The organism is Rhizobium sp. Rhizsp42, from assembly GCF_047304155.1.
GTDB lineage: Bacteria > Pseudomonadota > Alphaproteobacteria > Rhizobiales > Rhizobiaceae > Rhizobium.
This window is the reverse complement of the sequence record NZ_JBGLYS010000014.1, coordinates 82,912-96,053: the sequence shown is the minus strand read 5'-3', so window position 1 is coordinate 96,053 and position 13,142 is coordinate 82,912. Positions and strand designations below refer to the sequence as shown.

13 protein-coding genes are annotated in these 13,142 nt (G+C 61.3%); 2 read left to right on the top strand and 11 right to left on the bottom strand.

The features are described 5' to 3' along the window. Positions 1-9 precede the first annotated feature (9 nt). The 10 genes from ACCD05_RS15515 to ACCD05_RS15470 all read right to left on the bottom strand — a co-directional run bounded on the left by ACCD05_RS15515 (position 10) and on the right by ACCD05_RS15470 (position 11,688). The gene (locus tag ACCD05_RS15515) at positions 10-1,320 is read right to left on the bottom strand and encodes an extracellular solute-binding protein (protein ID WP_112436986.1); all 1,311 of its coding nucleotides are present in this window, start codon (positions 1,318-1,320) and stop codon (positions 10-12) included. Between the two features lie 25 nt (positions 1,321-1,345). After that, entirely contained in the window at positions 1,346-2,374 is a 1,029-nt protein-coding gene (locus ACCD05_RS15510; RefSeq protein ID WP_413393773.1) for a LacI family DNA-binding transcriptional regulator, read from the bottom strand. A gap of 260 nt (positions 2,375-2,634) precedes the next feature. After that, a complete protein-coding gene (gene dhaL / locus ACCD05_RS15505; RefSeq protein ID WP_112436954.1) occupies positions 2,635-3,276 on the bottom strand; it encodes a dihydroxyacetone kinase subunit DhaL in 642 nt (213 codons plus the stop codon). 57 nt (positions 3,277-3,333) lie between these two features. Beyond that, the gene (locus tag ACCD05_RS15500; RefSeq protein WP_112436985.1) at positions 3,334-5,358 is read right to left on the bottom strand and encodes a bifunctional sugar-binding transcriptional regulator/dihydroxyacetone kinase subunit DhaK; all 2,025 of its coding nucleotides are present in this window, start codon (positions 5,356-5,358) and stop codon (positions 3,334-3,336) included. A gap of 200 nt (positions 5,359-5,558) precedes the next feature. Then, positions 5,559-6,206: a dihydroxyacetone kinase subunit DhaL gene (dhaL, locus tag ACCD05_RS15495; RefSeq protein WP_112436953.1), complete on the bottom strand. Its 648-nt coding sequence runs from the start codon at positions 6,204-6,206 to the stop codon at positions 5,559-5,561. An 11-nt stretch (positions 6,207-6,217) separates the two neighbouring features. Continuing rightward, complete coding sequence (locus ACCD05_RS15490) at positions 6,218-7,210, bottom strand: dihydroxyacetone kinase subunit DhaK (protein WP_112436952.1); 993 nt, start codon at positions 7,208-7,210, stop codon at positions 6,218-6,220. Positions 7,211-7,243: 33 nt separating this feature from the next. After that, positions 7,244-8,017: an SDR family oxidoreductase gene (locus ACCD05_RS15485; RefSeq protein ID WP_111562361.1), complete on the bottom strand. Its 774-nt coding sequence runs from the start codon at positions 8,015-8,017 to the stop codon at positions 7,244-7,246. A 62-nt stretch (positions 8,018-8,079) separates the two neighbouring features. After that, the gene (locus ACCD05_RS15480) at positions 8,080-9,066 is read right to left on the bottom strand and encodes a substrate-binding domain-containing protein (RefSeq protein ID WP_413393770.1); all 987 of its coding nucleotides are present in this window, start codon (positions 9,064-9,066) and stop codon (positions 8,080-8,082) included. Positions 9,067-9,150: 84 nt separating this feature from the next. Further along, on the bottom strand, positions 9,151-10,155 hold the full coding sequence (locus ACCD05_RS15475; RefSeq protein ID WP_018897677.1) for an ABC transporter permease: 1,005 nt from the start codon (positions 10,153-10,155) through the stop codon (positions 9,151-9,153). A gap of 54 nt (positions 10,156-10,209) precedes the next feature. Beyond that, positions 10,210-11,688 (bottom strand): sugar ABC transporter ATP-binding protein, encoded by a 1,479-nt coding sequence (locus tag ACCD05_RS15470; RefSeq protein ID WP_413393768.1) that lies wholly within the window; start codon positions 11,686-11,688, stop codon positions 10,210-10,212. A 40-nt stretch (positions 11,689-11,728) separates the two neighbouring features. Between ACCD05_RS15470 and ACCD05_RS15465 the strand changes: the two genes are divergently transcribed. Then, on the top strand, positions 11,729-12,031 hold the full coding sequence (locus tag ACCD05_RS15465) for a hypothetical protein (protein WP_112436951.1): 303 nt from the start codon (positions 11,729-11,731) through the stop codon (positions 12,029-12,031). Beyond that, positions 12,031-12,243: a hypothetical protein gene (locus ACCD05_RS15460; protein WP_112436950.1), complete on the top strand. Its 213-nt coding sequence runs from the start codon at positions 12,031-12,033 to the stop codon at positions 12,241-12,243. Before ACCD05_RS15465 ends, ACCD05_RS15460 begins: the two co-directional genes overlap by 1 nt. Before the next feature lie 139 nt (positions 12,244-12,382). Here ACCD05_RS15460 and ACCD05_RS15455 read toward each other — a convergent pair whose 3' ends face one another. Beyond that, positions 12,383-13,132, bottom strand: a complete 750-nt coding sequence (locus tag ACCD05_RS15455; protein WP_413393766.1) for an SDR family NAD(P)-dependent oxidoreductase — start codon at positions 13,130-13,132, stop codon at positions 12,383-12,385. Positions 13,133-13,142 lie beyond the last annotated feature (10 nt).

Below are 13,142 nucleotides of genomic sequence, written 5' to 3'. Positions count from 1 at the left end.
AGGTCCTGATCAGCGAGCCGGGACGGCAGGCGCCTTTCCGGCCTTGGATTCCTTCTGGAAGGACTCGTCGAGTTTGGTCAGATAGTCCGTTGGCGAGATCTTCTTCAGCCAGACTTCCTCGATGCCGTTGATGATGTAGCTGTCGGTCGCAGGCGGCAGGAAGGTCCAGGTGGTGTAGCCGTATTTCCCGTCGGCAACCGAGGCGGAGAGGGTCTTCATCGTCTCGGTAAAGAGCGGCGTCACCTCGCTCGCCATCTTGACGCTCGATATATCCTTGAGTGGGATATTCCACTCGCCCTGCCAGGCGGAGTTCATCGTGCCGTAGACTTCCGGCGAGAAGACGTAGTTGATCACCGTGGCGGCACCTTCGGGGTTCTTCGCCTTGGTCGCGATCGAGAAGGTCGAGCCGATGCCGAGCGGGAAGATCGGATCGCCTGACACGCTCGGGAAGCCGACGAAGCCGGCTTCAGATCCGGCTTTCTTGCCGTAGGTCGCGACGTTCTGGAACTGCCATGTGCCGGTCGGCATCATGCCGGCTTTTCCGGAGGCCATCGCGTCAGCCGCCTGCTCGCTGCTCGTCAGCGAGAAGTAGTTCTTGCCGAAATAGCCCTTCTGCCACCACGAGTTCAGGCGATCGATCGACTTGACGAAAGGCTCGGCAGTCCAGGGCATTTCGCCACGCAGCGCCTTGTTGAGATTGTCGGGGCCGGCGACGGAATTAAGCGCCAGCGTCACGAACCATTCATTGGCGCCACGCCAATCGGCATTGCCGGCGGCAAAAGGCGTGATGCCTTCCTTCAACATGGCGTCGGCCAGCGCTTCCATCTCGTCGAGCGTTTTGGGCGCCTGCCAGCCGTGTTTTTCGAACAAGGTCTTGTTGTAGAAAAGACCGACGGTTTCGTAAGTCTTCGGCAGCGCGTAGAGCTTGCCGTTATACTCGCCCATTTTCAGGAAGACCGGCAGGATGCGATCCTGCCACTTGTACTTGGCCGCATAATCGTCGAGCGGCATGAGCTGGCCCGACTGGGCCATTGGCGCGACGTAGCTCGGGCCCGCCGTGTAGACGACATCGGGGCCGTTGCCCGAAAGCATGGCGACACGCAGCTGCTTGTCGAGCTCGGTGCCGCGGTAGTCGATCTTCAGGCTCTGCTCTGGATTGGCCTTGTCGAAAGGCTCGACGATATTCTCCTTGATCAGCTTCTGCTGATCAGGGGTTGCCTGCTCGTACCACCAGGTCACCCGATCCTGGGCGGCGGCAATCTGAGCGGCGCCGATGACGATGGCGGCAGCGGCAAGCAATTTCGCTTTCATCTTGGTCATGTTCATTCCTCCCTTGTTCGATGGATTAGTTCTGCACGTCCGGTGGTGGCGCGACCGATGCCCGGATGACGAGCTCAAACGGCATCTCCTCGGGCTGGGCCGGCTCGGTTTCGCGGGAAATCAGGCGCGACAGAAGTTTCTCGGCAGCGCGCGCACCGAGGCGATCCTGGAACTGCGCCACCGTTGTCAGCCCTGGCGTGACAAGCGCCGAGGCCATGATGTCGTCGAAGCCCGCGACAGAAATATCGCGCGGCACCGACAAGCCGTTTCGAAGCAGGCTCTTGATGACACCGATTGCCATCAGGTCGTTGGCGGCAATGATGGCCGTGACCCGCTGATCACTCGCCACGATGCGATCCGCCATCTCGCTGCCTGCCTCCACGGTGAAATGCGTGGCCTCCAGAACAATCGGCTCAGCGCCGCTCGCGGCCATGGCATCGAGATATCCTTGGAGACGAACGCTTTGCGGACCACCACGGGCGGCGACCATTGCAATGGCGCGATGGCCGAGGCCGAGAAGATGGGCGGTGACGGCGCGCGCTGCCGCCTGGTTGTCGATAAACAGATCATCTATCGGAAGCGAACCACCAGATTTGCGCCGCACCTCGATGCGCACGACCGGGACGCCGTTCTTGCCAAGCGGCGCAAGATCGCGGGCGGACAAGTTGAAGAAGACACCGACCACGCCGTCATAGCGCCCCTGCAACGCGGCTGCGACCACCTGCCGTTCGTTCGCGAGCTCGCCTTCAGTATCGATCGTGATCACCTCATAGCCCGCATTGCGCACAACCTTCTGAACGGCAACGACGAGCGAGGGATAAAAAGGGTTCGTCAAATCCGGAACGACGCAGGCAATCACGTGCGATCGGCTGGTGCGCAGCGCCTGGGCAAAGCGGTTGGGCTGATAGCCGAGTTCGGCGATAACGGCCTCAATGCGGTCAGCGGTTTCCGGTGCAACCTTGTCCCTGCCCCCGTTCAAGACAAGCGACACCGTGGCCTGCGCAACGCCGGCTCGCTCTGCCACTTCCTTCTGCGTTATCCTGCGACCAGCCACACCGGGTTCCATCGTTGATACGTAACAATTCATTATTGATACGTATCAACGATGGAGTCAAGCGACAGTTGACTAAATCTGGGGAAGCGGGCAGCAGGCGAGTTCGGATAGGAAAGCGGCTACAAACTTGAGGTTTTGGCGGGCCTGCGACCACTCGATAATTTAGTCATAAACGAAGTGAGGGCTCGGTGGGCGGACATGCACTTAAGGTGTGCGGCCCACGACCGGGCGGCACCTTGCAAGCTGTCATCCGACAAAGCTCAATCCGTGAAAACTTCCGTCATGGCCTTCAAAATCAGAACCGCCGACGCGGCTCCGGGGTCGACATGGCCAAGCGACCGTTCACCAAGCCTGGCGGCACGGCCGCGTACCGCGACCATCGAACGTGTGGCCTCAGCCCCTCCCTCGCCTGCCGCGACCACTTCGCGCCACAGTTCCGCAGGCTCGCTTGCGCGCTCCAGTGCAGCGCCGCCCGCTTCTGCTGCGGGGATCCAGGTATCGAGCATCGTCTTGTCGCCACGTTGGCCCTTGCCTCGCTCTTGTATTCCGAGTGCCATCGCCTGCAACACGGCAACCTGGCCAGCGGCATCCAGAGACTGGCGCGCTTCCAACGCCTTTGCGGCGCGCAAGAAGGCGGTCGCATACAATGGGCCAGTCGAGGCCCCCACGGCATTGAGGAATACAGAGGCGGCGATTGTCATCACGGCCGATGGCGGCATGTCGTCAAGATCGGATCGCGCCAGCTCGCTGGAAACGGCACCAAAGCCGAGCAGCATGGTAATGCCATGGTCGGCGTCGCCAATCGCACCGTCAAGCTCGGTCAGGTAATCCTTCTCCGTGGCAATCAGGCTGGATATCCGGTTGAACATCCGGTGCAGTTTGCGCGCATCGTTCTCTGCCATTGTTTCCCCTCCCATCGTCGGAACGCTCCCGGCGACGAGCCGGGCGCATTCTGCTTCTTACGTTATCTTCAAGACCGCGGTGTCGCATGGATGATGCAGGAGCCCCGTCAGTTCCTCATCAAGCTCCATGACGGAGATCGACGCCCCGACCATGTCGAGCGACGTGCAGTAGTGCCCGATCCAGTTCGCTTCGATGGCGATGCCCTTGGCGCTCAAGCGCTGCTCGACGCGACGGTACAAGACATAGAGCTCCATCATCGGCGTCGCCCCGAACGAGTTGACGAGGACAGCAACACGGCTGCCTTCGCCGGCTTTCATCTCGGCGAAAATCCGGTCCATCACCTTGTCGACGATCTCGTCAGCGCTAATCATCTTCTCGCGAATGACGCCCGGTTCGCCATGGATGCCCATGCCGAACTCGATATCCTCAGCCCCGATCTCGAAGTTGGGCCGCTGGGTCTGCGGCATCGAACACGCCTCGAGCGCCACGCCGACCGTATAGGTCCGCATATTGGCCTTGCGGGTCGCCGCTTCGCAGAGGTCGAGCGACAGGCCACGATCGCAGGCCGCTCCAGCGATCTTGAAGGTGAAGAAATTGCCGGCCACACCGCGACGGCCATCGCGGTCCTCGATCGGCGAAGAGGTGATGTCGTCCGTGGTCAAAACCGTTCGGATTGGAATACCCGCTGTCTCGGCCATCTCCGCGGCCATCTCGAAGTTCATCACGTCGCCGGCATAGTTGCCGTAAACGAAAAGAACGCCCTCGCCACCCGATGCCGCCTTCGCGCAATGGAGGATGGGAATGGGAGGCGGCGACGAGAAGATGTTTCCGACCGCAACGGCATCGGCAAGCCCCTTGCCGACATAACCCAGAAAGCCCGGCTCGTGTCCGGATCCACCGCCGATGACCAGGCCGACCTTTCCAGGTCTCGGCCCGTCCCGCGCGATCAGGGCGCGATTGGATTTGTCGATGGGGGACAGATAATTGCGATGCGCACGCACCACGCCATCCAGCATCTCCTCGACGATCTTGTCCGGATCGTTCAGAAACTTCTTCACGCGCATGCGCGCAGTGGATGGCAACGGCGTTTGACTTTCGGGGCGCAGACGCTGCGACGACCGCTGATCGATATCGGTCACGCCATCCGCGTTGAGAATCCCACGGCCGGTCGCGGCATCCGTGATCAGTACGTTGACATACCCCCCGCGCAAGGCCGCGAGGATGGCCGGCACCTTGTCGAAGCCGCCTGCGGCAGCGATGCGCAGATCGACGTTCTTGAGCACCTCAAGGGAAATGCCGATCGTTCGATCGTCGAGCGGCCCTGCCACCGCGCGGCCATGCACGTCGATGAACCGGCCGGCCACCACACCGACGGCGCCCTTGGCAAGATAATCCTGCAGCGGAACGGATTCGAAAAAGCCGCTGGTGTGAATGGTGGAATTGGGGCGCAGAGAGGAAATACCAAAGAGCGCCTTGTTGGCGCCTGCAAGCGCGTCAAATTGGCTCTCGATCAGAGGCTCCCGCAGAAACGCATCGCGCACGGCGGGGGCGGAGACAATCGCGGGCGCGGAAATATTGATCAGCTTGCCGTTGACGGCATTGGCGAGCGCCGCCGCACAGAGCTCGGGAGTATACGCGAAGCTCGCGCGCGTGCCGCCGGTCGCCTGCACGACAGTCACGTCCTGCAATCCGGGAACGTCCGCGTGCTCGCTGATGGCCAGTACCGTACGCCCCCACGACACGGCGATCGTATCGCCAGACTTTACCAGCCGGTGCAACGCCTGACCACCTGCGGCACCGATCCTGTCGATCAACGGCCGGGCGGTATCCTCGCTCGGAACGACAAGACAGTCCGTCAGGCCAAAATGCCTTTTGAGTGCCTGCGCTACGGTCAGTGAAGCAAGGCGGGCCGGCTCGATCGCGATATTGACAATGCCGCGCTCACGCGCTTCGGCGAGGTAGCTGTTCACGGTTGCGCGGGATATGCCCATGACGTCGGCGATCTCGCCCTGGGTCAGTCTGTCCTCGTAATAGAGCCAGCACGCCCAGACATAGGGGTCGTCGCCATAGCGCAGCGGCATGGCATCGGGTGCCTGTGCGAGGTCGCCCTTGCCCGCGCCGGCCTTTCTCGCCTGCTGTGTCTTAACCGTTGCCACTCTGGAATGAACTCCCGCTTACAATTGCCGGGAAGATGCCGCCAATGCGGCCCGTTTGCAACCGCGCGGCGCGCGACCCGCCGCCAAAGGACGGGCCGCGCTGTCTTGGGAGACAGACTGCAAGATCAAGCGTTTTCCAAGCGAGAAGAGACGCCCACGGAAATCTCCTTCAGAATAAGAGCGCAGGAGGTCGCACCTGCGTCCAGAATGCCGAGCGACCGCTCACCGAGACGGCTGGCACGGCCAATTTTCGCGACCAGATCGATCGTCGAATCGCGTCCCGTCTCAGCGGCATCGGCCAAGGCCGTGAGCGCGTCCGCGAAGGACTTTCCAGACGCCGTGGCTTCATCGAAGGCATTCACCGCCGGGACGAAGGCATCGATCAGCGTCTTGTCGCCGACCTTGGCCGACCCGATCGACTGAATTCCATCCAGACCGGCATGCAGCATCTCGCTGAACAGCTTGGCGTCGATTGCATCCTTGCCTTCGAGCGTCTCACCGAACTCGGTGAACATCACACCGTAAAGCGGCCCCATCGAGCCGCCGATCTCCGTCATCAACAGCGTGCCGAGCGTTTCAAAGGCACCACTGAGCGAGGGGTCCTGCCCCTTCAGCCGCTCCGCCGCCATGCCGAAGCCCTTGGCCATGTTGACCCCGTGGTCGCCATCGCCGATCTTGCCGTCGATCTCGCTGAGATAGGCCCGGTTTTCGATGATGCGCTCCGCCAGAGAAAGGACGATCGCGCCCGCCGAGGCGTTCTTGAAAGTTTGCATGTCAGCGTTCCTCAGAGCAAGATTGTGCAGGACGTTTCGACGTCGAGAAGCGCCTTGGTCTCGGCATCGAGTGCAAAGACCGTCAGCGTCGCGCCGACCATCTCAAGCGATGTGAAATAGTTGCCGACATAGGTCTTGTAGACGACGAGGCCGCGGCCGGTGATCTCGCTCTCGATCGTGTCGTTGAGAATGTAAAGTTCGTTGAGCGGTGTTGCGCCGAGACCCGAGACGAGGACCGCAACCTCTGTGCCGGCTGGAAGATCGTGATCATCAAGAACGATCTTGCACATATCCTTGGCGACGTCCGCCGCTTGCTTGAGCGGCTCGACGCGTACACCAGGCTCGCCGTGATGGCCGATACCGACCTCCATCGTGCCCGGCTCGATCTGGAAATTCGGATGACCGACGGCCGGCAACGTGCACGGGCCGAGACCGACGCCGATCGAACGGCAGTTGTCGATCGCCTTTTGCGCAGCCGCGCGAACCTCTTCGAGACTGCCGCCCTGCGTCGCCTTGGCGCTGCCGATCTTCCACATGAAGATCTCGCCGGCAACGCCGCGGCGCTTTTCGCGCTCCGACAGCGGCGCCGAGCAGACGTCGTCGTTGGCAACGACGGTCGCGACCTCGATACCGTCCTTGGCGGCGAGCTTCGTCGCCATCTTCACGTTCATATTGTCGCCGGCATAATTGCCGTAGAGGCAGACAACGCCCGCGCCGCCGTTAGCCTCGCGAATTGCATCATGGAAGCTCTTGGCGGTCGGAGAGGAAAACAACTCGCCGACGGCAACGGCATCAAGCATGTTCTTGCCGGTGTAGCCCATGAAGCCGGGCTCGTGGCCGGAGCCGCCGCCGGTGATCACGCCAACCTTGCCGCTCACCGGAGCATCCTTGGCGACAACCACGCGCGGATTTTCGGCAAGCCGCACGATATCGGGATGGGCCTTGATGAAACCCTTGACTGTATCCTCGACGAGGAGATCGGGATTGTTGACGAACCGTTGCATGAAGTCTCCTTGAAAATGTCCTGGCGCTTCGGCTCAGAGAATTGTGTAGCCGCCATCGATCAGAAGATCGGCGCCGTTGATCATGTTCGCCCCGTCCGAAACCAGGAAGACGGCGGCGGCGGCGATCTCCTCGGGATAGGCGAAACGGCCGGCGGGGATGCGCTTCTTGGCGGCCTCTCCCTTTTCACCGGCCCAGGCCTTCTTGCCGAGTTCGGTCAGGACCACGGTCGGCGAGATGGTGTTGACGGTGATCCCGTATTTGCCCCATTCGGCGGCGAAGGTTTTCGACATGCCGATAACGCCGAATTTCGAGGCACAGTAGGCAACATGCTCCTCGATCGCGACCGTGCCCGCCTGCGACGCGAGGTTGATGATCTTGCCGCCGTTTCCCGCAGCGATCATGGCGCGACCGACGGCCTGGGTGACGAGAAAACTGCCCTTGAGATTGATGTTGATCGTCTTGTCCCAGTAGTCGAGCGACAGATCCTCGGCTGGCGCCAAGAAGACGACGCCGGCGCTGTTGACGGCAATGTCAATGCGGCCGAACGCGGCGACGACATCCGATATGGCGCGATTGACAGAGTCTGGCTGGGAGACGTCACAGACGAAGGATTTGGCACCACCACCGAGCGCGGTCGCCTTGGCAGCGGCGATATCGGCATTGATATCGAGCACGGCCACCGTGGCGCCTTTTGCGGTCAGCGCGTCGGAGATCGCCGAGCCAATCCCGGAGGCGGCGCCAGTCACGACGGCGATCTTGCCTGTCAGGGGGAAATTGAGGTCAATCTGGGGAGCAGTGTCTGTCATCTCTTCAAGCCCTTGCGATGTGGATGCCAGGGCGGCGTGATGCCGCCCTGGCTTTGCGTTCGTTACTTTCGGGATTCGAGCAGCTTGTCGGCGTTTTCCTTGGTGACCGGCGTCCAGGGGACGAGGTAGTCCTTGGAGGCGCCATCTTCCCACTTCATTTCCGGATACTGGGTCCAGATCGCCGATTCCGGCTTGGCGTCCTTGTTCGCGGCCTTGATGGCGACGTCGAGCGCGCCCTGTGCCTGTGCGTTGGCATCCTGCAGGATCGACGCCATCTCGCCGCGCTTGACGGCGTTGATGGCATCGGTGACACCATCGACGCCGGCGATTGCGAAGTCTTCAACCTTCAGGTTCGCAGCCTTGATCGCCTCGATGGCGCCGAGCGCCATTTCGTCGTTCTGGCCGATGACACCGTTGATCTGGCCCGGATGCGACGTCAGCCAGTTTTCCATGAGTGTCTGAGCTTCGGCGCGCGACCAGTTGGCGGTCTGCTTTTCGAGAACCTTGACGTCGGGGCACGCCTTGAGCGCCTTTTCGTTGCCTTCAAGTCGCTGGATCTGGCCGGACTGTCCGATCGGGCCCTCGAGGATGACGAGGTTACCCTTGCAACCCATCTTCTCGAGGACAGCCTTGGCTTCGAGTTCGCCGGCTTCCACGTCGTTCGAACCGACATAAGAGGTCAAGAGGTCGGAGTTGACGCGGGCGTTGGAGCCGACAACAGGGATACCGGCATCATGGGCGGCCTGAACGGCGGCGGCACCAGCTTCGATATCCATCGGCACGAAGATGATCGCGTCGAACTTCTGGGTGATCATGGTGTTGAACTGTTCCTGCTGGACCAGCGCGTCATAGCGGCCGTCGAATACCGTCAGTTCCACCTGACCGCTCTTCACTGCCGGATGCTGCTTCAGCGCGGCCGACCAGATCTGCATGAACTCGGCATTCAGGCCGTAGGTCGTGGCGCCGATCTTCAACTTCTTTTCCTGCGCCATGGCCGGCGCGGTAAGGATCGCCGCACTGGCGATAAGTGCGAGCATCAACTTCTTCATCTGTTTCTCCTCCATAGAGATGTCCGGTCGCCGGTATGACGCGCGGTTTGCCAACGGATCGCGGATACGACCCGAATTATCAGGTCAGAGACCTTGATTTCGTTTCTGGTCCAGCATGACGGCCCCGACGATGAGCGCGCCCTTGAGCACCTGCTGGTAGTAGGATTGGATCCCCATCAGATCGAGGCCGTTGTTCATGACGCCGATGATGAGCGCGCCGATCAGCGTCCCGGTAACCCGACCGACACCGCCCGAGAGGCTGGTGCCACCGATGACGACGGCTGCGATGGCATCGAGTTCGTAGGCGATGCCGGCCTGCGGCAGCGCCGATCCCGTGCGGGCGGACAGTATCATGCCAGCGAGACCCGCAAGCGAGCCCGAGATGCCGTAGACGGCGAAACGGATACGGGTGACGTTAATGCCCGAGGTGATCGCGGCATGCGGGTTACCGCCAACGGCATAGATGTAGCGGCCAAAGCGCGTGCGCGTCAGGACCCACCACGACACGATGAAGACGACGGCAAGGATGACCACCGGCATGGGCACGCCGAGGATGTTTCCGGTGCCAATCCAGCGGAACTCCGGGATCAGCGCCGGCACAGGCTTTCCACCGCCGTAGATAAGGGTCATGCCGCGTGCCGCCGACAGCATGCCAAGCGTGGCGACGAAGGCGGGAACGGCGAAGCGGGAAACGATGAAGCCGACGATGGCGCCACAGGCTAGGCCCACCGCGATACCGACCAGCAACGCAACAGCCGCCGGATAGGGCGCGCCCGCGATGCCTGCCGTCGCAGACGTCGTGACGAAGCTGGCGCTGACGATGCCCGCGAGCGCCACGACCGATCCGACCGACAGATCGATGCCGCGCGTCAGGATAACGAAGGTCATGCCGATCGCGAGAACACCGTTGATCGACGTCTGCAACAGCACGTTCGAGATATTGCCGGCCGTGAGGAAATACTCGTTGGAAAACGACAGGATCACGGACAGAAGCAGGAAGGCGAGAAAGATGCCGTATTCCTGAATGAGCAGCCTGCGGCGATCCGAGTTGAACCAGCCCGTCGTTGGTTTGTTATCTGTAAGGGACACTGTTTCTGACCTCTTCCCATGCCGATCCGTATTGAGAAATTCGCGGTGCGTCGATTACGTCGACAGATGCACCAGCGCCTGCGCGTCGGTGTCGGACCGCGGGTAGACGCCCGCCGAGCGACCGTTGCGCATGACGAGGATGCGGTCGGACATGCCGAGCACCTCGTCGATCTCCGATGAAATCATCACCACCGTGCCTCCCGCGGCCGCGAATTCGCAGATGATGCGATAAATCTCGCGCTTGGCGCCGACGTCGACGCCGCGCGTCGGCTCGTCCAGCAACAGCACCTTCGGGTTGCGCAGAAACCACTTGCCGAGAACAACCTTCTGCTGGTTACCGCCTGATAACCCCGACACCGCCATGGTGTCGCGCGCGGTCTTGATACCGAAGCGTTCGATCATCTTTCGGCTGGCAGCCTGCTCCTGACCGCGACGCATGACGAAGCCCGGGCTGAACTCCGGCAGGCTGGCGAGCGCAATGTTGCCCCTGACGCTGTCGGCGAGATTGAGGCCCGTCAGCTTGCGATCCTCGGTGACGAAGGCAAGCCCGTGCTCCATCGCGTCGACCGGCTTGCTGACGGTGATCGCCTTGCCATCGAGCTTGATCTCGCCCTTGTCCATCCGGTCGAGACCGAACAGGCAATTGAAGATCTCGGAACGGCCGGACCCCATCAGCCCGTAGATGCCGAAGATCTCGCCTTTCTTGACGGAAAAGGACACATCCTCGACCTTGCCCGTCGCGCTCAAACCCGTCACCTCTAGCCCGGTGACGTCAGTCGGCGTGTTGGTCTTTACATATTCCTCGCCGAGTTCACGTCCGACGATCATGCGGATCAATTCAGGACGATCGATATCCGCAAGGTCGCCCGCACCGATATACAAGCCATCACGGAACACGGTGTAGGCGTCGGCGATCTGGAAAATCTCCGACAGGCGATGGGAGACGTAAACGACACCCTTGCCAGCGGCTTTCAATCGCTCGATGGTCTTGAAAAGCTGCTGCGCTTCCTTCTCGCCGATCGCCGAGGTCGGCTCGTCCATGAAGATCACTTCGGCATCATGGCTCAGCGCCTTGGCGATCTCGACCAGCTGGATCTGCGCGACCGACAGGTTCATCATGAATTGTGTCGGGCGGATGTTGAACTCGAGTTGCTCCAGCAGCCGCTGCGCATTCTGGTTCATCGTCTTGAAATCGATGCCGCCGAAACGGCCCGACGGCTCGCGGCCGAGATAGATGTTTTCCGCGACCGTCATGTGCGGCACGGGGCTGAGCTCCTGCTCGATGATGGCGATACCGGAAGCCAAGGCGGCCGCCGGACCGGAGAACTCGACGTCCACGCCACGTCGGCGTATCGAGCCGGCGTCGCGCTTGTGAATACCCATCAGGATCTTGAGAAAGGTGGATTTTCCAGCGCCATTGCCGCCGCAAAGCGCATGCACGGACCCAGCCTTGAGCTGAAACCGGCCATCGCGCAGAGCCGCCACACCATTGAAGGACTTCTTCAGCCCTTCGACATCAAGAAGATATTCCACGTCCATTCCTCCCAGCATCGTCCACCTGTCAGGTGGATCGATGGATCATCGCGCCCTCTCCATTGGAGCGATTTTTACAAGTGTCAGCGACATTTCGACAAATGTCAATCCTGCAGTCGATCGTTTATTGAAGTGGTGTTTTTTCGTCGAACAGCCCGGCTGCGAAGACGCCGAGAGCGACGTGTTCGACGGGGCGCGCGAGGCCCGGAAAAAGTTTGGCTTGCTGGATAGCCAGAACGTTGGCGAGAGCCGCGCGGAGCCTCGTTCAAGCGCAGAGCTGAGCATGCGCCGGTTGATGATGTGGGGCGCAAACGGAAGGGCGAAAGTGCCAAACGTGGCCTGATGGCGATCGCTGCGCGTCAGCCGGGAAGGCTCGATGACATGAGCAGCCGCTTCGTCTCGGAGACCTACGAGGATTTCGTGGAGAGGCTGGATGCCGGCGAATTGGACAGCGAGGAGAAGAAACAGATCCTGCTCGACATCTATCTTGAGCAACTCCTCGAGCAGTATCCGCAATGGGAGAATTCGAAAGCGTGGTCGGTTGCGGGGGCCTGAACGTGCTGAGACTTGTAAATTTGCCGAACCTTGAAGGGAGATGGACCGCCGACTTGGGTCGCCCCCTGAGACCCCGAAGATGTGGCAACGCTGGCTCCGCGGATTGGCCCAGTCAGCCGTGATTTAGCAAACTATCTCTTCATCCGACGCTGTAACCACCGTCGACCGGCAGAGTGACACCAGTGACGAATGCAGCGGCTGGCGAGCACAGGAACAGGATCGGGCCGACGAGGTCCTCGGCCGTTCCCCAGCGCTTCAGCGCCGATCGCTCGGCAATCTTCGCTTCGCTGTCCGGCTGCGACCACAGCGGCTTTGTCATCTCTGTACGATGATAGCCCGGCGCAACCGCGTTCACGCGCACGCCGTCGCGGCCGTATTTGTGTGCCATGGCGCGCGTTAGACCGACGATGCCGGTCTTGCTGGCGGTGTAGGCGGGAACGCTTTCGTCGGCCAGATAGCTCAGCATGGAAGCGAAATTGACAATGCTTCCTCTGCTGTTGCTGAGAAGCGGAAAGGCGGCGCGCGACAGTCTCATGGCGCTGCTGAGATTGACGTCCATGACATCGAGAAAGGCATCCTCCTCCCACTCGATGTCGGGACGCGCGATGCCCTGGCAATTGACCAGCACATCGAGCGACGGCAGATCGGCAAAGAAGCGATCAACCGCGGCGCCGTCCCGTACATCCAGCCTCGAGAAGGCGATCGAACCGGATGCGCTCGATCGGGCATCGTCGAGCCGGCGCTCCGAGCTGCCGGTGGCAAGCACATTGGCTCCCGCATTGGCGAAGCCTTGCGCGACGGCCAGACCGATGCCGCTTGTGCCGCCCGAAACCACCACCGTCTTGCCATCAAGGAAATTCGGCGCGAACGCCTCGTTGCTGTCAATCATTTCTACTCCA